The organism is Nesterenkonia aerolata (assembly GCF_031470965.1).
In the GTDB taxonomy this organism is placed as follows: Bacteria; Actinomycetota; Actinomycetes; order Actinomycetales; family Micrococcaceae; genus Nesterenkonia; species Nesterenkonia aerolata.
This window is the reverse complement of the sequence record NZ_JAVKGR010000023.1, coordinates 1-25,370: the sequence shown is the minus strand read 5'-3', so window position 1 is coordinate 25,370 and position 25,370 is coordinate 1. Positions and strand designations below refer to the sequence as shown.

The following is a 25,370-nucleotide window of genomic DNA, read 5'->3' as shown; positions in this document are numbered from 1 at the left end:
GGCCGTCATCCTGGCGGCCTAGGAATGAACTGTCACCTGTTCCTGCATCAGCCCCCTCTGTGCCCGGAGGGTTATTCCACTTGAGTTGGTCAGTGAATAGGCACCTGGTTAACCACCACGATCAACTGTTCCACCACGTCTCCGGGCCACTCTGCCCTGTGGCAAGTGCTCCGAGGAACGAGGAGCACGCGGCAGCACCACCCTTCTGGACATGAGGAGAGCCCGCCGACGTGCGCGAACACGTCGGTGGGCTCCAGGAAGGATGGTGCATCGTGTAGACACCCATGTCCGGGCTCTTCATTTCAGATGCCTCGCCCGGACGCCTCTCACCCTAGGACATCCCTCTGGCACGTTGAACCGCTCAGAGCGCGTCGATAAGAGCGCGCATCAGCTCTGAGGGTGTGGTGTGGCGTTCTTTGGCGAGCTGGTTGAGTTTCGCGCGGCGATTCGCGTCCAGTCGCAGGGTGAACGGCTTGGCCTCGGCGCCGACACTGACTGGACGACCCGGCACCGAGGGTCCGATGTGACCACCGGTGTAGCCCTGCTCAGATTCAGCTTCAGCGGCCCACCGTTCAATGTCTTCATCGGTGAACGCGGTGCCGTCGACTGCGGTGTACTTACCCATCGTGTTCTACCTCCCTAGCCCCACTTCATTGAGGACTTTCGTGGTGGCGATCATCGCGTGGAAGACCAGCCACCCCTCCGGTTCGTCCTCCACGGTGACGAACTCCAGGAGACGACCCTTGGCGTCCATGCCGACCCCGACCCACTGAATCGGGACGGTACCCCGGCCGCGAGAACGCAACGCGCCTTCGAATGCCTTTTGCACGTCCTCATCAGCAATCTCAGGCCGCTTCGCAGACACCCGCGGATGCACTCGAACCCGCAACAACCACACTCCTGATAGTTATGTAATACAGATGGTAGTACGAAATTGACTGACTCAACAGCCCTGCCAAGAATCCTGACGCGCGACAGTATCGTCGTATCTCAACCAGTCGATTACGGGCGCTCTGAACAGGCCCGCTCAGTGCCAGCAGAAACATGACCGGCGGTGACGAGATCTCACGGGGTGACGTTGACGACGCCGGGAAACCTTCACTTCTGGCTCGATCGTTGCGTTGCACGTGACGGCTCTGTCGACTGATCGGCCCCTTCTGCAACCAGCCGCTCCCAGCCCCCAAGGCGCGCCGCATCCACGAGCGCGCTGACAGAAGGCGACGACGCGGCGTACGATCGTTTGGTGATCGTGGCAGTTGAAGGTCCTAGCGCAGCAGGAAAGACGACATGGTGTCGGGCCACGGTGAATGAGTTCGTCGAGGAATACAAACCCACCGGACTAGAGCCCGACGGAAGCGACCCATCGAGCCAAGGGAAGTACTGGACAGAAGTCAACGCAGATCGTTGGGCACAAGCGATCGCTCTTGAGGAACGGGCTGGGGTCGCAGTCTGCGATAGCGATCCTCTTAAACTGCATTACTCATGGTGCCTGGCTCGCATCGGCACAGCCTCCATCTCCCGGTTCCTTTGTGAACTCGATGCGGTCCGCGAAGCGATGCTCGCCCGCCGAATCGGTTTCGCAGACGCTGTCTTGTTGACATCGCCGGATGAAGCGATTCTGAGGATTCAGAAGGATGGCGACCTCACACGGTCCCGCCGCTCCTTCGAACTGCATGTTCGACTACGTGAGCCCCTGCAAGAGTGGTACGAGGTACTCGAACGTCTACGACCCGGGACCGTCATACGGGGGCTACCAACGGCGGGCATGAAGGATCTGCGAACAACGCGGAGCGAGGGCCGGTATGACGTCGAGGTGCTTAGCGCACTCGCATCGCAGCTCCCACGGGTTGAGTAGCCGATAACAGTCGTTTGAAGACCGAGGGGCGACATCACGGTCGCGACGTTTATCACCGTCAATGACATGACACTTAGCTCCGCGTCTCACAGGTGACGCTCCCGATCCTCCGATAACAACGTCATTGAAACTCTGTTCCGAAAGCTCATCGTCACCAGAACTGCTGCCGTACCGTTCTTGGTAACGGCGACGGCAGGAGCATAGATGACGATCATTGGATATGCGCGGGTGAGTACCCGTGAGCAGAACCCGTGATCCCAAGAGACCGAGCTGCGCGCCGCTGGTGCTGAACGTGTCTTTACTGATCACGGTGAATCGTCTCGCATCTCAGACCGTCCGCAGTGGGTCGTCTGCCAGGACTACCTACGCGAGGGAGGCACACTCGTGCTCGCCGCGCTGTCCGATGGAACTCACAGCTCCTGCGGCGCCGCGACGAGTGCCTCCAGCAGATGCAGCGCAGCAAGCTTCTCCAACGGGGCATTGCGGTTCCCGCATTTGGGGGACTGCACACAGGACGGGCAGCCAGAGGCACAAGGGCAGCGGCGGATCGTCGCCGCCGTCGCCCGGATCCATTCCTCCGCCGCCTCAAACCCGCGCTCAGCGATACCAGCCCCACCAGGATGCCCGTCATAGACGAACACTGTGGGCAGCTCAGTATCCCGGTGCAGGGCAGTGGAGACCCCGCCGATGTCCCACCGGTCAGAGGACGCGATCAGCGGTAGCAGCCCGATCATCGCGTGCTCAGCAGCATGCAGCGCCCCCGGCACCTGCTCCGGCACCACCCCCGCCGCCGCCAGCAGCGTCTCCGGGGCCGTGAACCACATCGCTCGGGTCCGCAGGACAGAGGGCTCCATATCCAACGGCTCATCGGAGAGGACCTCACCGGTGCCCAGGGCCTTGCGCTGGAACCCGACGACGGCGCCGGTCACCTCCACCTCCCCAGCGTGTAACCGGAACCGCCCCCACTCAGCACTGCGGTGCTCAGCCAACACACGGATCGACGTGGTCTCCCGCGCTTGCGTATAGAACGGCGGCGAAGACTCAGAAACCACCACTACCTGGTCCTGCTCATCCAGCTCCTGGACCTCATAGCTGCGGCCCTGATGTACATACACCGCCCCCGGATGAGCCTGCGAGTGCACCTGCGCAGCACCGATATCCCCGATCACCTGCCCGGACTCCGCGGCCACAATCGTGTACGGCCCCCCGCCGTCGGAACGCAGCCGCACCCAACCCGCCGCAGAGACGCCATCGTGAGCGAAGAACCAGCCACGGGGACGCCGGCGCAGATGCCCCTGCTCGGTCAGTGCATCGATCAACCACCGCCCAGAATCGAACAGCTCAGCATCCGACGGCGTCAGCGGCACCTCCTGAGCCGCCGCCAACAGATGTGGTGCCGCCACATGCGGATTCGCCGGATCGATCACCGCATCCTCCACGGCAGTGTCGAAGATGGCCTCCGGGTGATCCAATAAGAACGTATCCAACGGATCATCCCCAGCGATGAAGAACGCCGCCCCCCGCTGCCCGGACCGCCCCGCCCGGCCCAACTGCTGGAAGAACGATGCCCGAGTCCCCGGCCACCCGGAGATGATGACGGCATCCAACCCCGCAATATCGATCCCCAGCTCCAACGCCGGCGTCGAGGCCACACCCAGCAGAGCCCCGGAGCGCAGCGCCTCCTCCAGCTCGCGGCGTTCCTCCTTCAGATATCCGGACCGATAGGCGGCCACACGGCCCACCAAGGACGGGTCCACCTCTCGCAGCGACTCCCCGGCAATTCGGGCGATCGTCTCCGCACCACGCCGGGAACGGATGAACGCCAGAGTCCTGGCCCCGGAGACCACCAGATCAGTGAGCACATCGGCAGCCTCCACACTCAGCGAACGCTTCGTCGGCGCCCCCTGATCCCCCAGACGGTCCGAGGCCCCGGCCTCCCAGAGATACACATCCACCGGTGCATGCGGTGAGCCGTCCTCGGTCACCGCCACCACATCCTCGTCGGCCACACCGATCAGCCGCGCGAAGGAAGCCCCCGGCGCCCCGGAAGTCGCCGAGGCACCGGCGAACACCGGCGCTGACCCGTAGTGCGCGCAGATCCGGCGCAGCCGCCGTAGCAGCAGTGCGATATGCGACCCGTAGATCCCCCGGCAGGAATGAGCCTCATCGATGACGACGTACCGCAGCCGGGAGAAGAACCGCGCCCAAGCCCGGTGATTCGGCAGAATCCCCACATTGAGCATATCCGGGTTAGTCAGCACGACGTCGGCATGGCTCCGCACCCAACGGCGAGTCTCCACATCGGTATCCCCGTCATAGGCCGCCGGGCGCAGCATCCCCCGACCGGGCAGTTCCCCGACCGCCTCCGCCAACTGTTCCAACGCCTCCAGCTGATCAGCCGCCAGGGCCTTAGTGGGGGAGAGGTAGAGCATGGTGCCGCCGGCTTCAACGGCGGAAGCCAGCCCCGCCAGCTGAGTGCCCAGGGACTTCCCCGAGGCAGTACCGGTGGCCAGGATGACGTGCCGCCCGCCCTGCAACGGCTCCGCCGCCTGCACCTGGTGGGTATAGGGGGCAGAAACCCCCAGCTGCCGGTAGCCGGCACGCAACGATTCCGGCACCCACGCAGGCCACTGACCACCCCGGGCGGCACGGCCCGGCAACGTCCGGACATGGCGAAGCGGGCCGGTCTCACCGGCGATGCTCGGCAGTCCGGCCCGCTTCAGCAGGTCGAAGGGGTCACCCTCCTCAGTGAGGTGATCGCCCAGCGGTGACTTTCTTCCCAGTCCGGCTCACTCGCTGTCGATCTCGTCGAACTGCGAGTGCGTGGACTCCGTCTCCGAGGCCTTCGGACCACCGTAGATATGCACATCGCCCAGCAGCGTCCAACCGAGGAACTCGTAGAGCTCCTGGCCGTCTCCGGTGGCCACCAGCAGACCTTCTTCGACGTCCTGCTCCAGCGCGATCGCGGTCAGCGCCCGCGTGACGAAGGTGCCCAGCCCCTGACGCCGGAAGTCCGGGTTGGTGTAGATGCGGTCCAAGATGGCGTAGTTGTCCACCACGGCCAGGCGACCGCGCGCGGCCAGGTGGTCCCCCTGACGCACGGTGAACAGCGTCCACCCGTCGGCGTCCTCACGTTCGGTGCTGTACCCCTCCGGGGTGATCGGATCCTCGACGTCCTGGAAGCCCATGTCCACCACCATGAGCTTCTCCTCGTCGGAGATCAGCCGCAGGCCGTACTCATCCGGCTCAGCAAACGAGTCCTTCTCGGGTTCGACGATGACGGTCAGCAGCCGGTTAGGCCCCTTCGCAACCGCCGAGGAGACTTTCCGCAGATCAGTCTCAGCGGGGGAGTAGACGATGTACTCCCACTGGTCCGTGGAGTCCGAGCGCAGAGCAGAGTGGACGGCGCCGTCGTGATGCACGTCGAAGCCGTGCGTGCGCGCCCATCCGGTCACCCACGTCCGGACCAGGTCGTCGTTCAGCTCAGAAGTCATAGCTCGACTATACGGCCATCTGCGCTCCGGAGGTGAAGCCATATCAGGCAACGAGTTGATAAAGATGCCGCAAACGGTGGTCGGACGATGGGCTATTACGATGTGGACGTGAGTGTATCCCGCATCGTCCTCTATTACGCGTTCACCCCGATCTCCGATCCGCAGGCAGTGCGCCTCTGGCAGCTGGAACTCTGCCGTGGGCTAGGCCTGAAGGGCCGGATCATCGTCTCGGAACAGGGCATCAACGGCACTGTCGGCGGGGAGCTCTCCGCGGTCAAACAGTACGTCCGCCGCACTCGGGAGTACGAGCCCTTCTCCGGCATGGAGTTCAAGTGGTCATCCGGCGGTGCGGAGCAGTTCCCCCGGCTTTCCGTGAAAGTGCGCCCGGAGCTGGTCGCCTTCGGCGTGCCTGAGCAGATCGAGGTCGACGAGGAGGGTGTGGTCGGCGCCGGCACCCACCTGCGGCCCGAACAGGTCCACCAGCTGGTGGACACCGAGCGCGCCCGCGGCCGTGAAGTGACGTTCTTCGACGGACGCAACGCGATGGAGGCCGCGATCGGCCGGTTCTCCGGTGCGGTGGTGCCGGAGACGGAGACCACCCGGGACTTCGTCGCCGAGCTCGACTCCGGCCGGTATGACCACCTGAAGGATCAGCCGGTGGTCACCTACTGCACCGGCGGAATCCGCTGCGAAGTCCTCTCCGCGCTGATGACCCAACGCGGTTTCCAGGAGGTGTACCAGATCGACGGCGGCATCGCCCGCTACGGGGAGGCCTACGGAGATTCCGGCCTCTGGGAGGGTGAGCTCTACGTCTTCGACGGGCGGATGAACACCCGTTTCAGCGATCAGGCCGTGACCCTGGGCCGCTGCAGCGTCTGCCAGGCTCCGACAAGCAGCTACCACAACTGCATGGATCGGGGATGCTCCACCCTGCAGCTCTACTGCGAGGACTGCCAACACATCCCGTCACAGCAGCGGTGTGAGGACTGCCGGGCACGGATCGCCGCAGACCCGCAGCACCCGAACACCGGCACCCTGGAGAAGGAGCGCCGCCGATGACCCCCGCAGCGCCGCACCCGCTGAGGGCCGCCGGCTCCACAGCAACTCTCATGCCCCGGGAACAGGCTGCGGCACTGCCGGCACCGGACCCTGACCCGTGGCCGATGTGGGCCGGCTTGGCGCAGGACCTGCGTAGTGCCGAGTTCACCAATGACCGCATCGTTGAGCTGATCGGGGCCGAGGCGGTCGCCGCCCTGGACCGTGAACAGATCGTGCCGGGACAGTCCCAGCTCATGGCACATCTGCATGCGGCTGCGCAGGCTGGACACCCCCCACACCCCTGTGCCGTGCTGACCGGCCTTTTTCTGCTCGGCGTGGCCGTCACCGGTGATCAGGTGGACGTCGCACTGCCGCAGATCCGCACGGACGGGCTCCGGCGGCTGGGGTTGGTGGTCGTCGATGGTGACATCGTCGCCCCCGCCGTCGACCTGCGGCCGTATCAGACCCAACGGCACCGGACCCCACCGAGCCGGGCCACACCGCATCAGACCCCACCGCATCAGGACACACCGAGCCGGGAAGACGGGGATTCCGCCGACTCCGCCGATGGCCTTGGTGTCGCCGACGTCCCGGATGCCGTCGAGACCAGCGATCTCTGGGTGCTCTCCGATCTCAGCGCACACCAGGTGGACGGGGCCCTGCCCGATGAACACGTCCTCGGCGTCGGCCAGGCCAGCCTGACCCTGGCGTCGATCACACACCGCCGCCGGGTCCCCCGCGCCCTGGACATCGGCACCGGCTGCGGCATCCAGCTGTTCCATCTGCTCGATCACGCCGATCACGTCATCGGCACAGACCTCTCCACCCGGGCGCTGAGCTTCGCGCACTGCAATCTGCTGCTCAACGCCGCGGCACTGGACCTCGACCCTGAGCACCTGGATGAGCGCGTCGAGCTGCGTCAGGGCAGTCTGCTCGAACCGGTGGCCGGGGAACGCTTCGACCTGGTGGTCAGCAACCCGCCCTTCGTGATCACCCCGCGTACCGGCAGCAGGCGCTACACCTACCGCGACGGCGGTCGGGCCGGTGATGAGCTCATGGCCGAGCTCATCGACGGGCTGCCCGGCGTCCTGGCCCCGGGCGGCACAGCACAGATGCTCGGCAACTGGGAGATCACCGGCGGCACCGAGTGGTCGGCGCGTCCACGCCGCTGGGCGGAGCAGGCGGGGCTGGAGGCCTGGTTCATCCAGCGGGAGGAACAGGACCCGGCCGAATACGCCGAGACCTGGCTCCGCGACGCCTCCACCGAGCGTGATCTGGAGGACTACCGGCGGCGCTTCGCCGAGTACCTGGAGGACTTCGCCTCCCGGGACGTCGGCCGCATCGGTTTCGGGCTGATCTGGCTGCGCCGCCCGGAGGAAGCTGGGCAGAGCTCATCACTACACCCACTACACCGGTTCGAGGAACTCCGGCAGCCGATCGAACAGCCCGCAGGCCTCGTCCTCGCAGACACGGCCGCACGGATGCACGCGGTGGACACCGATGCCGAGTCCGTGCTGAACCGGCAGCTGGTCGCCGCCGAGGACGTCACCGAAGAACGTCATCAGCGCTTCGGCGCTCCCGATCCCGAAGTGATCCTCGCCCGGCAGGGCGCGGGTCTGCGCCGCGTGCGCCCGGTGTCCTCCGCGGCAGCCGGTGTGCTCGGCGCTGCCGACGGAGAGTTCACCGTCGCACAGCTCATCACCGCGGTGACCACGCTGCTCGATGACGGTGAGACCGACGTCGAGGCCCTGTCGGAGAGTCTGCGTGCTGAAGTGCTCGACCTCTACGTCGAGGGGTTCTTGACCGCACACTGATCGCGGTGTGCTGAACGGCCGTCGCAAAGTATACGAGTATCGCCGATACGACCACTGAACGGCCGCCGGACACTACCGCAATGTCAGAGCTCTGCGCCATACTCGCTGGGGAGAGGTCACGGAGAGGTGGTCTGCCCCTGTTATATTGAGCACCCGATGCCCCGGTCCGCTCGGTGATGCTCATCGTGCCGGCCCGGACCAGCCCAGCCCGGCGCAGCGCGCCGCTGATCACCGTCCCCCAGGATCGAGGAGCCCAGTGCCCACCCAGTCCGCAGACGGCAAGAAGCTCGTCATCGTTGAGTCGCCGGCGAAGAGCAGGTCGATCGCCAAGTATCTCGGCGACGACTTCATCGTCGACGCCTCCGCCGGGCACATCCGAGACCTGCCTCAGCCCTCAGACCTGCCGGCTGAGATGAAGAAGGGCCCGTTCGGAAAGTTCGCGGTCAACCCGGAGGGCGGCTTCGAACCGTACTACGTGGTCTCCGATTCGAAGAAGAAGAAGGTCACCGAACTCAAACGTGCCCTGAAGAGCGCCTCGGAGCTGTACTTAGCCACTGACGCCGACCGCGAGGGTGAGGCGATCGCCTGGCACCTGCTCGAAGTGCTCAAGCCCAAGGTGCCGGTCTACCGGATGACCTTCACCGAGATCACTCGAGAAGGCATCTCCCGGGCGATGGAGAACATCCACGAGATCGACCAGCACCTGGTCGATGCCCAGGAGACCCGGCGCATCCTGGACCGGCTCTACGGCTATGAGATCTCCCCGGTGCTGTGGCGCAAAGTCGGCCGTGGCCTCTCCGCCGGGCGCGTGCAGTCCGTGGCGACCCGCATGGTCGTCGAGCGCGAACGTGAGCGCATGGCGTTCATCCCCGCCTCATACTGGGATCTCTCCGGTGTGTTCTCCACCGACGCCGCGGCAGGTGGGGAGTCCTTCAGCGCCAAGCTCACCGCCGTCGACGGCGCCCGGGTCGCCCAGGGCTCGGACTTCGACGACCGCGGCCAGCTGAAGTCCACACGCAGCCGCACCGAGGTCTCGGTGCTCACGCGCGAGGACGCCGAATCACTGGCCGAGGGGTTGGCGGGCGCACGGTTCGACGTCGATTCGGTCGAGGACAAGCCCTACAGCCGCCGCCCCTCGCCGCCGTTCACCACCTCCACGCTGCAGCAGGAGGCCTCGCGGCGTCTGCGGTTCTCCTCCCGGGTGACCATGCAGGTCGCCCAGCGGCTGTACGAGAACGGCTACATCACCTATATGCGTACCGATTCGGTGAACCTGTCCCAGGAGGCTGTGACGGCTGCGCGGCGTCAGGCCTCTGAGCTCTACGGCGGGGATTCCGTGCCGGAGCGTCCCCGGTACTACGCGAAGAAGAGCGACTCGGCTCAGGAGGCCCACGAGGCGGTGCGCCCGGCCGGTGACCACTTCCGGACCCCCGGCCAGGTCGCCAACGAGCTCAGCCGTGAGGAGTTCCGCCTCTACGAGCTGATCTGGAAGCGGACCATCGCCTCGCAGATGGCCGATGCCAAGGGATTCACCGCCTCGGTGCGGCTTACCGGGCAGGCCTCCGACGGGCGGCGGGCCACGTTCGGGGCCTCCGGCACCGTCATCACCTTCCCCGGGTTCCTCTCCGCCTATGAAGAGGCGCGGGAGACCTCCTCCGGGGAGACCGAGGAGACCTCCGAGACGGAGAAGGCAGGCTCCAAGCGGCTGCCGCATCTGGAACAGGGGCAGCCGCTGACCGGTGAGGACATCGAGGCCAGGGGGCACGAGACCACGCCTCCGGCGCGGTACACCGAGGCCTCCATCGTCGCCGAGCTGGAGAAGCGGGAGATCGGACGTCCCTCGACCTATGCGCCGACGATCTCCACGATCATGGACCGCGGCTATGTGACCAAGCGCGGTTCGGCGCTGATCCCCTCCTGGACCGCGTTCTCCGTGATCCGGCTGCTCGAAGAGCACTTCGACCGCTACGTGGACTATGACTTCACCGCCCGGATGGAGGATGACCTCGACCAGATCGCCCGCGGAGAGATTCAGCGGCAGGCCTGGCTGCAGAACTTCTACTTCGGTGCGGACAACGGTGAGCAGGGGCTGCGCGACGTCGTCGACACGCTCGGCGAGATCGATGCCCGGGCGATCAACTCCATCGAGATCGCTGAGGGCGTGACCCTGCGCGTCGGGCGTTACGGACCTTATCTGGAGCGCCCCGCACCGGCGGATGCCGATGCCGAGGCAGAGCCGGTCCGCGCGAATCTTCCGGAGGACCTCGCCCCCGATGAGCTGACCGCGCAGAAGGCGGAGGAGCTCTTCGAGCAGGCCCGGCACTCGGGCAAGATTCTGGGCACGGACCCACAGACCGGCCGGGAGATCGCCGCGAAGGACGGCCGCTTCGGCCCCTACGTCACCGAGGTCATCCCGGAGTGGACGCAGGAGCAGCTGCAGGCCTACTACGACTCCCAGCCCACGGAGTACTACAAGAACGGCAACCCGAAGCCGAAGAAGAAGCCTGCGAAGGAGAAGCCGCGGACAGGCTCGCTGCTGCAGTCGATGAGCCTGGAGACGGTGACCCTGGAGGAGGCGCTGAAGCTGCTCTCGCTGCCGCGGGTCGTCGGCGTCGATGCTGACGGCGAGGAGATCACCGCGCAGAACGGCCGTTTCGGCCCGTATCTGAAGAAGGGCTCAGACTCCCGCTCCATCGACTCGGAGGAGCAGCTGTTCACCATCACCCTCGACGAGGCGAAGGCGATCTACGCTCAGCCCAAGCAGCGGGGCCGGCGTGCTGCGGCCAAGCCGCTGGCGGAGTTCGGGCAGGATCCGACCACGGAGAAGCCGGTGGTGGTCAAGGACGGCCGCTTCGGTCCCTATGTGACCGACGGCGAGACCAATGTGACTGTTCCTCGGGGGACCACAGTGGAGTCGTTGACCAAGGACCGGGCCTTCGAGCTGCTCGCGGAGAAACGGGCCAAGGGCCCGGCGCCGAAGAAGTCCACCGCCAGGAAGTCTCCGGCGAAGAAGTCGCCGGCCAGGAAACCCGCTGCCAAGAAACCTGCCGCCAAGAAGTCCACCGCGAAGTCCGGGTCCTGAGGGAGTACTCATGCGTCTGGGCGTGCTCGACATCGGCTCCAACACCGTCCACCTGCTGCTCGTCGATGCGCATTCCGGGGCGAAGCCTGAGGCCTTCGCCTCGCATAAGCGCCCGCTCTCCCTGGTCCAGCACCTCGACGACGACGGCGCGATCACCCGCGCCGGTCAGGACCAGCTCATCGAGTTCATCGATGAGGCGGTGCGTTTCGCCGCGCGGCACCGTGCTGAGGATCTGTTGGCCTTCTGCACGTCGGCGATCCGCGAGGCCACCAACGGTGAGCAGGTCCTCACCCGGGTCCGAGAAGAGACCGATGCGGAGCTCATGGAGCTCGAAGGGGCCCAGGAGTCGGCGATGACGTTCTTGGCGGCGCGGCGCTGGCGCGGCTGGTCGGCCGGGCACATCCTGAACTTCGACATCGGCGGCGGCTCCTTCGAGATCGCCTACGGACAGGACGAGCTTCCCTCCACAGCCATCTCCGTGCCGCTGGGTGCCGGGCGGCTGACGCGGCAGTTCCTCGATGACGATCCACCGACGAAGTCCCAGATCAAGGATCTGAAGGCCTATGTGAAGGAGGAGCTGGAGGCAGCCCGCCGCGAGTTCCCCACGTTGGCCTCGCATACCGAGGTGCTGGCCACCTCTAAGACCTTCCGTTCCCTGGCTCGGATGACCGGTGCCGCGCCCTCAGCTGAGGGCCCCTATGTCGAACGGGTGCTGCGCTACGAGGACCTGAAACCGTTGACGAAGAAGCTCAGCCAGATGAGCGCAGATCAGCGCGCGGAACTGCCCGGCGTCTCAGTGACCCGCGCCCGGCAGGTCTTCGCCGGGGCGGTGGCCGCGGAGACGGCGATGAAGACCTTCGAGCTCGACGAGGTGAAGATCTGCCCGTGGGCTCTGCGAGAGGGGCTGATCCTGCGTCGCCTCGATGCCCTGGTGCGCCGCAACGGCGTCGATGAGGCCTCGGCCCCGGGTGTGGGGCATGTGGAGATGGCGGGGGACCTGGCCCGTCCTCAGCACCCGAACGTCCCCGCCGCACGGACCGGAGTGGCCCATGCCCGTCGATGAGCACGCTGCCCAGCAGGCGCCGCAGTCCGTCCCCGCCGCGCGCGGAACTCACATCCCGGTGGCCCTGTCCTCCTCGTCGGTCTACCCCCTGGGGGTGGAGGACACGTTCTCCATCGCCCGGGATCTGGGCTACGACGGGGTCGAGGTGATGGTCACCCACCGGACGGAGACCCAGGACGCCAAGGCTCTGGCGCGACTCTCCGAACGCTACGGCCAGCCCATCGTCGCCATCCATGCGCCCACACTGCTGCTGACCCAGCAGGTGTGGGGCTCCGCCTGGGAGAAGCTCTGGCGCAGCGCCCATCTGTCCCAGGACCTCGGCTGCTCCACGATCGTCGCGCACCCGCCGTTCAGGTGGCAGGGCAGCTACGCGGAGAAGTTCGCCGAGGGGATCGCGGAGATCGAAGAGGACACCGGAATCCTCTGTGCGGTGGAGAACATGTACCCCTGGCGGGCCGGTGGACGGACCGCCGCGATGTACCTGCCGCACTGGGACCCGGTGCCACAGTCCTACCCGCATGTCACCTGGGACTTCTCCCACGCGGCCACCGCGGAGGCCGATTCCTATGAATCCTGCCGCGCGCTGGGCTCCCGGCTGCGGCACGTGCATCTGACCGACGGGCTGACCGGTGGTTTCAAAGATGACCACCTGGTGCCTGGCCGCGGTGAACAGCGTGTGGCCGAGACCTTGGAGCTGCTGCCGGAGATCGGTTTCGACGGGGTCGTCGCCGTGGAGGTGGCCACCCGCAGCGCGAAGCAGGCCGGTGAGCGGGAACAACGTCTGGCGGAGTCCTTGGAGTTCGCCCGTCATCATCTCGGCCAGGAACAGGACCACGGACAGGAGGCGTACTGATGCGCATCGCGATGCTCGGGCTCGGTTCGATGAACGGAGCCATCCTGAAAGGACTCCTGGCCTCCGGAGTGTCAGCCCAGGACGTCGTCGCCACGACGCGTTCGGCGGCCTCGGCCTGTGCCCGGGCAGAGGAGCTGGGCATCGAGGTGGTGGCTGAGGAGAGCGTCGAATCCGAGCGCACGGCGAACCAGCAGGCGGCGGCCTCGGCCGATCTGGTGATGCTCGGAGTGAAACCGCACCAGATCACGGATCTCTGCACTGAGATCGCTGATGCTCTGGAGCCCGATGCCGTCGTCGTCTCCGTGGCCGCCGCGGTGACCGTCGACATGCTCCAGCAGGCCCTGCCTCAGGGGCAGCCGGTGATCCGCTCGATGCCGAACACTCCGCTCTCGGTGGGCCGTGGCGTCGTCGGCTTGGCCGCGGGTGAGCACACCTCGGCTCAGCAACTGCACCGAGTGCGTGACCTGCTCTCGGCCTGCGGTGCTGTCCATGTGGTGGAGGAGACGCAGATCGATGCGCTGACCGGGGTGTCCGGTTCGGGGCCTGCCTATGTGTTCTTCTTGGCCGAGCATCTGGCGGCTGCTGGTGCGGAGCGGGGGCTGCCCCCGGAGCTGGCCGCCGATCTGGCCGCTCAGACCATCCAGGGTGCTGGGGACATGCTGGTGTCCGCACTGAACCAGGGCGCCGGTGACGCCGCCTCGCTGCGCCAGGCCGTGACCTCGCCGAACGGGACCACCGAACGCGGCATCGCCGCTCTGACCGAGGGCGGGCTTCCGCAGGCGGTGCATGCCGCGGTGTCCGCCAGTGCGGCACGGGCGGCGGAGATCAGCCGGGATCTTGCCGGGGAGTGAGCAGACCGTCGAGAGGTCTATCCTGTAGAGCATGACGACGGTGGGAACACACCGCGGCAGCTCACTGAGCGCTGCGGGGCGTGCGGGTGTGATGGTGCGCAGCTTCACCAGTTCCTCCCCGGCACGTTCGGCCCTGCTGATCTTCGCCCTGGTCATCGCGCTGTTCACTGCGCTGCTGACGATGCCGTGGGCCACTGCCGCTGAGGGTCCGGCGCAGCTGCATGAGGCCCTGTTCGTCGCCACCTCCGCGGTCGCTGTCACGGGGCTGACGCCGGTGGACACGGCCGAGCACTGGTCCACCGCCGGGCACGTGGTGATCCTGCTGGGCATTCAGATCGGCGGACTGGGCATCCTGACCATCGCGGCACTGCTGGCGATCAGCGTGACCCGTCATCTGGGGCTGCGGACCCGGCTGCTGGCCCAGGAGGGCATGCCCACCGGCAGGCTGGGGGAGACCGGCACGCTCATCCGCACCGTGGTCCTGTTCACCCTGGTGATCCAGGCGCTGCTGGCGGTGGTGCTGGTGCCCCGGTTCGCAGTGCTGGAGGGTTCCTTCCGTGAGGGTCTGTGGCACGGGGTGTTCTACTCGGTGTCGGCGTTCAACAACGCTGGTTTCGTGCTCCACCCCGAGGGGCTGGCCGGGTTCGAGCATGATCCGCTGGTCCTGGGCACCCTGATGGTGGGCGTCTTCCTGGGCAGCCTGGGCTTCCCGGTGCTACTGGTGCTCTACCGGCACCGCTGGCACCTCAGGCGCTGGTCCATCCACGCGAGGCTGACGGTCGAGGTCTCTGTGGTGCTGCTGCTGCTCGGCACGGCCGCCTACGCCGCACTGGAGTGGAACGAGCAGCGGACCCTGGGTGAACTGAGCTGGTTCGATAAGCTGCAGAACTCCCTGTTCGCCTCGGTGATGATGCGCTCCGGGGGCTTCTCGGTGATCGACCCGGTGGATGAACGCTCTGAGACGATGCTCATCACCGACGCGCTGATGTTCGCCGGCGGCGGCTCGGTCTCCACGGCAGGCGGGCTGAAGGTCACCACGATCGCGGTGCTCTTCCTGGCCATCCTGGCGGAGGCGCGCGGTCACGAGGAGGTCATGGCCCACGGCCGCACGATCGTGGCCTCGACGGTGCGCGTCGCCGTCGCCGTCGCTGTGTTGGGGGTGACCCTGGTGCTGGCCTCCGCGTTGGCGCTGATGATGATCAGCGGCGAGCAGCTGGAACGGCCGCTGTTCGAGTCGATCTCCGCTTTCGCCACCTGCGGGCTCAGCTCCGGGCTGACCGAGGATCTTCCACCGGCAGGTCTCTATGTGCTCACCGGGCTCATGTTCGCCGGGCGGGTCGGGATCATCACCTTCGCCGCGGCGATGGCGATGCGCACTGAGCGGGTGCGCTACCGTCTTCCTGAAGGGAGGCCGCTCATTGGGTGACCGTCGCAGACGCAAGAACCTGCCGGTGCTGATCGTCGGGCTGGGGCGCTTCGGCGTCGCGCTGGGTGAAGAGCTGATGGCGGAGGGCCGTGAGGTCCTGGCCGTGGAACGCAACCGTTCCCTGGTGCAGAAGTACGCGGACCGCTTCACCTATGTGGTCGAAGCCGATGCCACGGATCCTGAGGCCTTGGCACAGGTGGGAGCGGCGGATTTCGACATCGCAGTGGTCGGGGTGGGCACTTCCATCGAGTCCTCGGTGCTGATCGCCGTGAACCTGGTGGATCTGGAGATCGATCAGGTCTGGGGCAAGGCGATCAACCGTGCCCACGGCAAGATCCTGGAGCGGATCGGGTGTGAGCATGTGGTCTACCCGGAGCATGATGCCGGGGTCCGTGTGGCGCATCTGGTCTCCGGACACCTGATGGACTTCATCAAGTTCGACGATGATTTCGCCATCGTGAAGATGCCGCCGCCGCGGTGCATGCAGGGGATGACGATCGAGCAGGCGCATCCGCGGGACCGCCACGGGGTCAACGTGGTGGGGGTGAAGTCTCCGGGCCGGGATTTCGTCTACGCCCAGCCGGATACGTTGGTCTCCTCCGGTGACACGATCATCGTCTCCGGTGACGTCAGCAACCTCGAACGATTCGCCGGTGAGGACTGAGGCTCATCCCACGTCATCCGGCTTCTCGGAGCATGGCGACGCCGCCCGGTGCCGTAGAGTGAGGACTGTGACGAAGCCCTCATTCCGCCCTGAGATTCCGACGGCTCTCGTGTGGGACGACGCCCTGGTGCGCTACCGCTTCAGTGACGCCCACCCGATGGACCCGGTGCGACTGGAGCTGACCGAGAGGCTGTGCCGGGACTTTGGTCTGCTGGAGGAGGGCTGCTTCGACCTGCTGCACCCTGAGGTCGCAGCGGATGAGACGCTGGAGAGCGTCCATGACGCGGACTTCGTGGCCGCGGTCAAGGCCGCTGCGGCGGGGACGGCGGCCCCGGACTTCGGCCTGGGCACCGAGGATGTGCCGATCTTCGCGGACATCCATGATTCGGCGGCGCGCATCGCCCAGGGCAGTTGGGAATGCGCCGAAGCGGTGCGGACGGGCCGTGCGGTGCGGGCGGTGAACTTCGCCGGGGGGATGCACCACGCCTCGCGGAACCGGGCCTCGGGGTTCTGTGTGTACAACGATGCCGCCGTGGCGGTGCAGCGGTTGCTGGACACCGGTACCCAGCGGGTGGTGTATCTCGACGTCGATGCCCACCACGGTGACGGCACGCAGAGCATCTTCTGGGACGATCCTCGGGTCATGACCATCTCACTGCACCAGACGGGGGTGTCCCTCTTCCCGGGGACCGGCTTCCCGAATGAGATCGGCGGTGCGCAGGCTGATGGCACCGCGGTCAATCTGGCCCTGCCGCCGACCACTCGTGATGCCGGATGGCTGCGCGCCTTCCATGCCGTGGTGCCGGCGTTGGTCGCGGCGTTTGAGCCGGAGGTGATCGTCTCTCAGCACGGCTGCGATTCCCACCATCTCGATCCGCTGACGGACCTCTCGCTGAGCATCGACGCGCAGCGGCAGGTGGCGCTGGATATCGCCGTGTTGGCTGAGGAGCTGTGCGAGAACCGGTGGATCGCCACCGGCGGCGGCGGCTATGAGGTCTTCCGTGTGGTGCCGCGCAGCTGGGCGCATCTGTGCGCGGTGGTCGGCGGCAGTCCGATCCCGTTACGCACCCAGGTGCCCGGGTCCTGGCGGGAGTATGTGCACCAGCGTTACGGGGTCGAGGCACCGGAGTGGATGAACGATGACGCTGAGTTGTGGTGGCGTTCCTGGGAGGTGGGTTATGACCCTGCCGATCCGGTGGATCGCGCGGTGATCCAGACCCGCAAGGAGCTCTTCCCGCTTTACGGTCTGGACCCCTGGTTCGACTGAGGTGGGTGACGGGGTAGGTCACGGGTGAAGGCGCCGATTCCTCGGCGCACTCCTCGGGGGGCTACACTGTTCCGAGACGTTTTCCCGTCCACCGACAGAAGGACCTGAACCCTATGGGCTCTGTGATCAAGAAGCGCCGCAAGCGCATGGCGAAGAAGAAGCACCGCAAGCGTCTGCGTAAGACCCGTCACCAGCGTCGCAACAAGAAGTGACGTACTGGCTGACGATGCCGCGATGAGACCCCGCGAGGCGATGAGCCTGCGGGGTCTCCGCGTCTCTGGAGGCGTTTCGCGCCGGACTGATGCCAGGGAGCGCCAGAGTGTGTGCGTCGAATATGTTCGGGACGACTGGTGAGGAACTGAGGACCATGACTGCTGATGAGGTATCTGCCGAGGCGGCCTCCGCCGTGGCGCAGATCGAGGTGCTGACCAAGCGGGGCTGTCATCTGTGCGAGCAGATGCTGGCTACCAGTGCGGAGGTCTCCGCGGAGTTCGGCCTGCAGGTCACCGAGGTGGATGTCACTGATGACCCTGAGCTGCTGGATCGCTTCGCCGAGGAGCTGCCGGTGCTGCGGATCGATGGTGCGGTGCGCGATTTCTGGCGAGTGGATCCCCAGCGGTTGCGGCGTCTGCTGGCCGGGGCATAGTCCCGCACGTAGCGCTACTGGACAGCCAGCGCACCAGGCCAGCAGTGCACCATAAGAGGCAGTTTCAGCATCTTCAGGTGTGCATCCTGACGGGTGCCGAGGCGTTCAGCTATGTGGGTGGTTCGGGCTGTTTCTATGTGACGTCCCGAACCACCCACATAGCTGAACGGTCGGGAACAGGCTGTGGCCTCAGCCGTGAGGCAGCCGCTCAGACGTGGAGGGGGAGTCGATCTCAGTGATCGTCTTCGTGGTGCGCGGCTCCGGAGCCCCAGGTGTCCGGTCCGTGCTCGAGGTGTTCGGTGGTGGTCTCGTCGTAGCCCTCAGGGATCAGGTCCCGGTACTCCTCGAGCACGCCGTCGAGGACACTGACCTGCAGCTGCTCGGAGCTGCCGTCGGCTTCGACGGTGACCTCGTAGAAGGAACCGGGGGCCGCGTCGAGTGCTCCGACGATGAACTCTTCGTCGTGCTCGAGGGAGATCTCCTCGCCGGAGGGGACATCGAGGTCGAAGGAATCGCCGCCGACTTCGATGCTCACCTGGGCGTCCTCCGTGCCGCCGTTGTCCACTGAGCCGATCACTCGTGCCGGGTTGCCCTCGGCGTCGGTGACCAGAGCCAGGTGACGGAACTTGACCTGATCGATGTCAGTCTTGACTCCGTCGGAGGCCGAGTAGGCGTGGGTGGTGGCCATGTAGTTGGCCGCGCTGCAGCCGGTCATGCCGGCGACGGCAGCAGCTGCGATCGTGGCCGCGGCGATGCGGCGGGACGCGGTAGGCGCGAGCTTCACGTCGGAGTCTCCTCTGCGGGGTCTGGTGCGACGGTGATCTGCACTCCAGGCTACTGCATCGCGCGTGCGCCCGTGTGAGTGCGTCAGCAATTCTACAGTGCGTCGAAATTCTGAAGGCGCAGAGTCTATTCCGAAGCTCTCGGCGGCTGCGCTCCGACACGCTGAGCTGAGTGTGACGCGTGATAAACTAGGCGGCGGGAAAGGGGAACAATACATGGTTTTCGAGGTCGGCGAGACTGTCGTCTACCCGCACCACGGTGCGGCCACGATTGAAGAAGTGAAGATGCGGACGATCAAGGGCGAGGAGAAGATGTACCTCAAGCTCCGCGTCTCCCAGGGTGATCTCACGATCGAGGTGCCCGCTGAGAATGTCGATCTCGTCGGAGTGCGCGACGTCGTCGGCAAGGAGGGCCTCGAGCACGTCTTCGAGGTGCTCCGCGCGGAGTTCACCGAGGAGCCGACCAACTGGTCGCGTCGCTATAAGGCCAATCTGGAGAAGTTGGCCTCGGGCGATGTCAATAAGGTCGCTGAGGTTGTGCGTGACCTTTGGCGTCGGGAGAGCGATCGCGGCCTGTCCGCCGGTGAGAAGCGTATGCTCTCCAAGGCTCGTCAGATCCTGGTCTCTGAGCTTGCCCTGGCGAAGAAGCTGGACGAGGAGCAGGCCGAGAAGCTCCTCGATGAGGTGCTGGAGCAGGCCCCGCAGAACGACAAGTGAACGATTCCCGCCGCGTTGCCGCGGTTAACGATGAGCGCCCGGTTGCTGCCCTGCAGCACCGGGCGCTCATCGTCGTCGCGGCAGGGGAAGGCCGTCGTCTTGGGTACGGGATGCCGAAGGCGCTCATCCCGCTTCGGGGCAGACCCCTGCTGGCACGTGCGTTGGAGAGTGCGGAGGGACTGGTCTGCGATCTCCTCGTCGTGGTGCTGCCCGCGGAGCCCTCAGCCCGGGCTGAGTTGGCGGCTCTGGCGCAGGCGCACGGTGAGCGGACGGGGCAGAGCATCGTTGCGGTGAGCGGCGGCTCCACGCGGGCGGAATCGGTGCACCGGGGTCTGCGCGCGGTCACCGAGCATGCACACACCCACCGGTGGGCGCAGGAGTCCGCCGCGGTGCTCATCCATGATGCCGCCCGTCCACTGGCCCCGGTGACGGTCTCGCAGCGTGTGCTCGGCGCCTTGGCGGACGGTGCCGAGGCGGTGGTGCCGGCTCTGCCGGTCGCTGACACGATCAAACAGGTGGTCAGTGGTGATGAGAGGGGGTTGGTCGAGCCCGAAGCCGTGGAACCGATCCTCACCACCGTGCCGCGCGCTGACCTGCGGGCCGTGCAGACCCCCCAGGGATACCGGCTGCCCACATTGGCGCGTATCTGCACTCACCTGGAAGGCATGGACGCTGCTGCGGCGGAGTCTTTCACGGATGAAGCGATGGTCGCTGAGCATCTGGGGATTCCGGCGGTCTGTGTGAGCGGGGATCCGCTCGCTGCAAAGATCACTGGGCCCTCTGACCTCATTACTCTGGGAGCCCTGATGGACGCTGACACTCCACCGGTCGAGACGACTCCGCCTCAGCAATCGCCGCAGCGTTCATCTCAGCGGCAGGAGGCCCCGCACCTGCCCCTGCCACAGGTGGGTATCGGTCATGACGTCCACGCTTTCGCTGATGAGGCAGAGGCCCGTCCGCTGTACTTGGCCGGTCTGTTCTGGCCTGACGAGCGGGGCCTTTCGGGGCATTCCGACGGCGATGCCGTGGCCCATGCCGCCTGTGACGCCCTGTTCAGTGCGGCGGGTATCGGGGATCTCGGTGTCCATTTCGGCACGGACCGTCCTGAGTTGGCGGGGGCCTCCGGGGTCACGCTCCTGGCTGAGGCTGCGCGACTCGTCCGTGAATCCGGAGGCACTATCGGCAGCATCACCGTTCAGCTGGTCGCCAACCGTCCGAAGTTCGGCCCGCGGCGTGAGGAGGCCCAGCGGGTGCTCACTCAAGCGGCCGGTGCCCCGGTGTCGCTGAGTGCCACCACCTCGGACGGGCTGGGTTTCACCGGCCGCGGTGAGGGCGTGCTCGCTACGGCGGTGGCCGTCGTCGTCCGCGGCCTCGGATAGGCTGAGGCCCGTGGGACTGCGACTCTATGACACGAAGACGGCGAGCCTCCGGGATTTCGAGCCCCTCGAACCGGGGCGGGTCTCGCTGTACTACTGCGGCGCCACTGTGCAGGGCCGTCCGCATGTGGGGCACGTCCGTTCGGCGGTGGCCTTCGACATTCTGATCCGCTGGCTGGAGTACAGCGGGTTCGACGTGCTCTCCGTACGCAACGTCACCGATATCGATGACAAGATCCTGGAGAAGTCTGCACTGTCCTTCCAGGACGATTTCGACCCCAGTGCCGGTGACGGCCCGGTGGCGGAGCCGTGGTTCGCCCTGGCCTATCGGTTCGAGCAGGCGTTCCACAGCGCCTATGACGCATTGGGTGTGCGCCGTCCACGGTATGAGCCGCGCGCCACTGGTCATATGACGGAGATGTTTGCCCTCATCGCTCGGCTCATCGAGGCCGGCCATGCCTACCCGGCCGCTGATGGTTCCGGGGATGTGTATTTCGACGTCCGCTCCTGGCCTGCCTATGGGGAGCTGACCCGCCAGCGTCTGGAGGACATGCAGGATGCTCCCGATGCGGACCCGCGTGGGAAGCGGGATCCTCGGGATTTCGCCCTCTGGAAGGGGCATAAGAGCGTGGATCCGGAGACGGCCTCCTGGGATTCCCCGTGGGGCCGCGGTCGGCCGGGGTGGCATGTGGAGTGCTCGGCGATGGCCACGAAATACCTGGGCTCCACCTTCGACATCCACGGTGGTGGCCTGGACCTGCGGTTTCCGCATCATGAGAACGAACTTGCTCAGTCCTCTGCCGCCGGTGATGGTTTCGCCCGTTTCTGGCTGCACAACGGGATGGTGACCTATGAGGGGGAGAAGATGTCGAAGTCGATCGGCAACACGATCTCGCCCGATGAGATGCTTGCCGCGGCTCGGCCGCGGGCAGTGCGCTATTTTCTGGGCCAGGCCCAGTACCGTTCGCAGCTGGACTACCGGCCGACCTCGCTCAGTGAGGCGCAGGCGGCTGTGGAGCGTATCGAGTCTTTCCTGGCGCGTGCCCTCGAGCAGGTCGGGGCAGTGGATGAGCCAGATGAGGCCGGATCCGTCCCCGAGGGTTTCCGTCAGGCGATGGATGATGATCTTAACGTCCCCGCCGCGTTGGCAGTTCTGCACGACACCGTCAGGGCTGGGAACTCCGCCCTGGCTGACGCCAATACCGTCGCTGCCAGCTCGTATGCCGCGCAGGTGCGCACCATGACCGAGGTGCTCGGTCTCGCCGACGTCCCCGACCACCAGAGCCACTCAGCGGACTCCGCGGCGCATGCGGCGCTGGCAGGACTCGTGGAGAACCTGCTCGCTGAACGTGCTGAGGCGAAGGTGCAGAAGGACTTTGCTCGTGCTGATGCTGTCCGTGATCAGCTGGCCGCCGTCGGCGTCGCGGTCGAGGATTCCAAGGACGGCGCCCGATGGAGCCTGCAGGAGGAGAGTGCCCGTGGCTAAGGATTCCCGCCCGAAGTCCGCCGCTGTGCGGAAGAAGCAGAAGAAGGGCGCGACGGTCGGCACCGGTGGCCATGGACGCCGGAAGCTTGAGGGCAAGGGTCCGACGCCGAAGGCTGAGGACCGTGTCTATCACAAGGCCCATCGCCAGAAGATGTTGGCTGAGCGGGCCAAGGAGCGCGCCGAGGCTGCCCGGCCCCGTACGCGAGGTTCCGGGTACGGGGCTGATGATGTGGTCGCCGGGCGCAATGCCGTCGTCGAGGCGCTGGCCGAGGGTGTCCCGGCCAAGGAGCTTCTGGTGGCGGTGGACATGGAGTCGGACGGTCGGGTGCGTGAGTCCTTGCGCTATGCGGCCTCCAGCGGTGTGCGGGTGCGTGAGGTCAACCGTCGTCAGCTTGATCGCACCACCGGTGAGGCTGTTCATCAGGGTGTGGCGCTGGTGTTGGAGCCGTATGAGTATGCCGAGGCGATCGAGCTGATCGAGGATCTCCGTGAGCGTGCAGCGCGCGGGCACATTGCGGAGCAGCCGCTGTTGGTGGCCTGTGATTCCATCACCGATCCCCGGAACCTCGGGGCGATCCTCCGCGCTGCGGCGGCTTTCGGGGCCCACGGTGTGCTGCTTCCGGAGCGTCGCTCGGCCGGGGTGACGGCCACTGCGTGGAAGACGTCCGCCGGTGCCGCGGCGCGCCTGCCGGTGGCTCAGGCGAAGAACCTGACCCAGGCGCTGCGTGAGGCGAAGTCTGCGGGCTATTTCGTCCTGGGTCTCGACGGCGATGGCGTCGTCGACCTTCCGGGACTGCCGCTGGCCACGGATCCTCTGGTGCTGGTTGTCGGTTCGGAAGGTCGTGGTCTGTCCCGTCTGGTGGGCGAGACCTGCGATCAGATCGTTTCGATTCCGATCTCGGCGGCGGCTGAATCCTTGAACGCGTCGATGGCGGTCGGCATCGCGTTGTATGAGATCGCCACGCGGCGCGGCGACAAGCGCTGAGAATCCGCAGCACCTGGCCTGTTCTGCGGTAACGTCGCCTGCAGTGGGTCTGTCGGCCATGTTCGCGGTGTGCCGACGGGCCCTTGCCAGGTGACGGGGCGAGGAGACGACGATGCCACGACTGCGCGGCGAGGAGCAGGACGGGTTCCTTGATGTGCTGGAGAACTGGCTGGTGAACCAGCCGTGGTTCCCGGCTCGTACTGGACGGCGCCGTCTTGCCCGTGTCGGAGGTATGCGGTTTCCCCTGCCTGAGGGTGTCAGCGATCCGCAGACGACCCTTGAGTTGCATATCCTCGACGTCGAACATGGGGCGATGCTTGATCGGATCTCTGTCCCCGTCGCTCTGCGCAGTCGTCCGTCTGCCCTGGCCGGTAAGGAGGCATTCATCGGCCGGCTGACGGTGGGGGACGGGACTGAGCGTTGGCTCTATGACGGGGCGATGGATCACGCATTCTTGGCCGCCTGGTTGGAGGCTGTCCGGTGTGACCGGGGCAGTCGCAATGGCCGGAGCCATGCGCGGAGCTTCGGCGATGTCGCCGGGCGCGCGGCGTTCACGGCGCGGCTGAGCCGCAGTGCGGGCCGGGGCGCGGATGAGGCAGTGACGCGGACTCTGGTGCGTCCGGAGTCGGCCCCCGAGTCCGCTCCGCGGCCCGGAGACGGCCAGCTCATCGTCGATTTCTTCCGCCGGCCTGTGGCTGCGCAGAGTGAGACGCTGCTGCGGGACACGGTGCTGACGCTGGCTGACCGGCAGACGGCATTCCCCCGTGTGCTGGGTCTGGTGACCGGTGCGTGGATGGATCGTTTCGCTGCCGATGATGATCTTGATGCTGAAGCTCAGGCGCCGAGCGATGCGGGGGGCGGCGCTGAGCTTGCCGATGACGGCCCCACGCCCGAGGGCGCGCCGACCTGGGAGTTCGGTGATCTCAGTCTGGTCCGCGAAGCCACCGCTCAGGCCCCTGACGGTATCTCGACGGCGGGGCTGATGCTTCAGAGTGGGGAGAGTTTCGCTGCTCTGAGCCGTCGGTTGGGGCAGGCTCTGGGGGGACTGCACGCGGATCTGGCCGCCGTCTTCGGGGCCCATCCGCAGTCCACCGATCAGTTGCGCAGGAACCTCAGTGCGCTGCGGGAGAAGGTGGAGACCGCGGAGAACCAGTGCGTCGCGGAGGGCGATGAAGATCTCGCCGAAGCGGCGCGGTCATTGCGTGATGGGCTCGACGGGGTGTTCGAGCCGCTGGCGCTGCAGCGGATTCATGGGTCGTTCGGCCTGGAGCGTGCACATCTGGCGGATATCGAGGCCCCGTGGGTCATCGATGAAGGCCCGGCACCTGCTGATCACGCGCCTACGTATCAGGACACCGCGGCTTTTGTGGTCTCCCTGGCCCGGGTCGTGGTGGACAATGCTGGGCAGGATGTGGCGGCAGCGCGTCAGTGGTTCGACGAGTCTTTGGAGGCGTTCTTCGCCGGGTATCGGGACAGCGATGCCGAGGAGTCAGGTATTGATTCGGCACGGTTCCGCACGGAGGTCTTCCTCCGGGCACTTCCGCTGCTGCGGGATTCCGTGGCTGGCCGGGTGCTGTCGGTGCAGGATCTGCTGCGGCATTCTCGGTGAGGGCAGAGCTCCGAGCCGGATGAGGGCTGAGGCGTGGATCCTTGCTATGGCGGGGAAGAGTCCGGGCTGTTCATCTGGGATTTACATTCCGCGCTGAGCGGTGCTAGAGTGATATCTCGCGCCGAGACGAACGGCAGAAGCTGTGAAGCTCAGCGCAGATCGATCGGATGTCTTCTGATGAGAGATCAGATCGAACCTGCTGACAAGTGAGAGTTGCACTTCGCAGATCACGCAGGTAGGATAGGAAAGTTGCTGTCTTTCCCAGTAAAGATAACCTTGAGAAGCGATTTTGCTTCGAGGGATCGAGTTGGGTAAGATGGGGAAGTTGCTTCGGGGTTGCTGTGCCTGGTGTGGTGTGGTGT

The 25,370-nt window shown here is 66.1% G+C and carries 21 protein-coding genes; 16 read left to right on the top strand and 5 right to left on the bottom strand.

Features of this window, described 5'->3' with window-relative positions; genetic code table 11:
• Window positions 1–361: 361 nt before the first annotated feature.
• The 4 genes from RIL96_RS12380 to RIL96_RS12365 form a co-directional block, all read right to left on the bottom strand.
• Entirely contained in the window at window positions 362–625 is a 264-nt protein-coding gene (locus RIL96_RS12380) for a ribbon-helix-helix domain-containing protein (RefSeq protein WP_310549332.1), read from the bottom strand.
• Between the two features lie 6 nt (window positions 626–631).
• Window positions 632–865, bottom strand: a complete 234-nt coding sequence (locus RIL96_RS12375) for a hypothetical protein (RefSeq protein ID WP_310549331.1) — start codon at window positions 863–865, stop codon at window positions 632–634.
• Window positions 866–2,265: 1,400 nt separating this feature from the next.
• Window positions 2,266–4,563 carry a DNA 3'-5' helicase SftH gene (gene sftH / locus RIL96_RS12370; protein WP_374761892.1) on the bottom strand — a complete coding sequence of 766 codons (2,298 nt, stop codon included), beginning with the start codon at window positions 4,561–4,563 and terminating at the stop codon, window positions 2,266–2,268.
• Between the two features lie 81 nt (window positions 4,564–4,644).
• Window positions 4,645–5,349, bottom strand: coding sequence for a GNAT family N-acetyltransferase (locus RIL96_RS12365; protein ID WP_310549329.1), 705 nt, complete (start codon window positions 5,347–5,349; stop codon window positions 4,645–4,647).
• Between the two features lie 108 nt (window positions 5,350–5,457).
• Here RIL96_RS12365 and trhO point away from each other — a divergent pair, with 108 nt between their 5' ends.
• From trhO to RIL96_RS12310, 11 genes are all read left to right on the top strand, one after another.
• The gene (trhO, locus tag RIL96_RS12360) at window positions 5,458–6,408 is read left to right on the top strand and encodes an oxygen-dependent tRNA uridine(34) hydroxylase TrhO (protein ID WP_310549328.1); all 951 of its coding nucleotides are present in this window, start codon (window positions 5,458–5,460) and stop codon (window positions 6,406–6,408) included.
• Window positions 6,405–8,201 (top strand): DUF7059 domain-containing protein, encoded by a 1,797-nt coding sequence (locus tag RIL96_RS12355; protein ID WP_310549327.1) that lies wholly within the window; start codon window positions 6,405–6,407, stop codon window positions 8,199–8,201. The genes trhO and RIL96_RS12355 overlap by 4 nt, the downstream gene beginning before the upstream one ends.
• A 256-nt stretch (window positions 8,202–8,457) precedes the next feature.
• Window positions 8,458–11,283 (top strand): type I DNA topoisomerase, encoded by a 2,826-nt coding sequence (gene topA, locus RIL96_RS12350; RefSeq protein ID WP_310549326.1) that lies wholly within the window; start codon window positions 8,458–8,460, stop codon window positions 11,281–11,283.
• Between the two features lie 10 nt (window positions 11,284–11,293).
• Window positions 11,294–12,346, top strand: coding sequence for a Ppx/GppA phosphatase family protein (locus RIL96_RS12345; RefSeq protein ID WP_310549325.1), 1,053 nt, complete (start codon window positions 11,294–11,296; stop codon window positions 12,344–12,346).
• A complete protein-coding gene (locus RIL96_RS12340) occupies window positions 12,333–13,199 on the top strand; it encodes a sugar phosphate isomerase/epimerase family protein (RefSeq protein ID WP_310549324.1) in 867 nt (288 codons plus the stop codon). The genes RIL96_RS12345 and RIL96_RS12340 overlap by 14 nt, the downstream gene beginning before the upstream one ends.
• Entirely contained in the window at window positions 13,199–14,050 is an 852-nt protein-coding gene (gene proC / locus RIL96_RS12335; RefSeq protein ID WP_310549323.1) for a pyrroline-5-carboxylate reductase, read from the top strand. Before RIL96_RS12340 ends, proC begins: the two co-directional genes overlap by 1 nt.
• Before the next feature lie 31 nt (window positions 14,051–14,081).
• Complete coding sequence (locus RIL96_RS12330) at window positions 14,082–15,476, top strand: TrkH family potassium uptake protein (protein ID WP_310549322.1); 1,395 nt, start codon at window positions 14,082–14,084, stop codon at window positions 15,474–15,476.
• A complete protein-coding gene (locus tag RIL96_RS12325; protein WP_310549321.1) occupies window positions 15,469–16,140 on the top strand; it encodes a potassium channel family protein in 672 nt (223 codons plus the stop codon). Before RIL96_RS12330 ends, RIL96_RS12325 begins: the two co-directional genes overlap by 8 nt.
• Window positions 16,141–16,207: 67 nt before the next feature.
• Window positions 16,208–17,407: an acetoin utilization protein AcuC gene (locus RIL96_RS12320; protein ID WP_374761891.1), complete on the top strand. Its 1,200-nt coding sequence runs from the start codon at window positions 16,208–16,210 to the stop codon at window positions 17,405–17,407.
• 113 nt (window positions 17,408–17,520) lie between these two features.
• Window positions 17,521–17,619, top strand: a complete 99-nt coding sequence (locus tag RIL96_RS12315; RefSeq protein ID WP_081652675.1) for a 30S ribosomal protein bS22 — start codon at window positions 17,521–17,523, stop codon at window positions 17,617–17,619.
• Between the two features lie 155 nt (window positions 17,620–17,774).
• Window positions 17,775–18,053, top strand: coding sequence for a glutaredoxin family protein (locus RIL96_RS12310; protein ID WP_310549320.1), 279 nt, complete (start codon window positions 17,775–17,777; stop codon window positions 18,051–18,053).
• A gap of 232 nt (window positions 18,054–18,285) precedes the next feature.
• Here the strand turns inward: RIL96_RS12310 and RIL96_RS12305 are convergent, their stop codons facing one another.
• Complete coding sequence (locus RIL96_RS12305) at window positions 18,286–18,837, bottom strand: hypothetical protein (RefSeq protein ID WP_310549319.1); 552 nt, start codon at window positions 18,835–18,837, stop codon at window positions 18,286–18,288.
• A gap of 214 nt (window positions 18,838–19,051) precedes the next feature.
• Here RIL96_RS12305 and RIL96_RS12300 point away from each other — a divergent pair, with 214 nt between their 5' ends.
• From RIL96_RS12300 to RIL96_RS12280, 5 genes are all read left to right on the top strand, one after another.
• Entirely contained in the window at window positions 19,052–19,552 is a 501-nt protein-coding gene (locus RIL96_RS12300) for a CarD family transcriptional regulator (RefSeq protein ID WP_310549318.1), read from the top strand.
• The gene (ispF, locus tag RIL96_RS12295) at window positions 19,549–20,931 is read left to right on the top strand and encodes a 2-C-methyl-D-erythritol 2,4-cyclodiphosphate synthase (RefSeq protein ID WP_310549317.1); all 1,383 of its coding nucleotides are present in this window, start codon (window positions 19,549–19,551) and stop codon (window positions 20,929–20,931) included. The genes RIL96_RS12300 and ispF overlap by 4 nt, the downstream gene beginning before the upstream one ends.
• 10 nt (window positions 20,932–20,941) lie before the next feature.
• The gene (cysS, locus tag RIL96_RS12290) at window positions 20,942–22,414 is read left to right on the top strand and encodes a cysteine--tRNA ligase (protein ID WP_310549316.1); all 1,473 of its coding nucleotides are present in this window, start codon (window positions 20,942–20,944) and stop codon (window positions 22,412–22,414) included.
• On the top strand, window positions 22,407–23,399 hold the full coding sequence (rlmB, locus tag RIL96_RS12285) for a 23S rRNA (guanosine(2251)-2'-O)-methyltransferase RlmB (RefSeq protein ID WP_310549315.1): 993 nt from the start codon (window positions 22,407–22,409) through the stop codon (window positions 23,397–23,399). The genes cysS and rlmB overlap by 8 nt, the downstream gene beginning before the upstream one ends.
• A 112-nt stretch (window positions 23,400–23,511) precedes the next feature.
• Window positions 23,512–25,008, top strand: a complete 1,497-nt coding sequence (locus RIL96_RS12280; protein WP_310549314.1) for a maltokinase N-terminal cap-like domain-containing protein — start codon at window positions 23,512–23,514, stop codon at window positions 25,006–25,008.
• Window positions 25,009–25,370 lie beyond the last annotated feature (362 nt).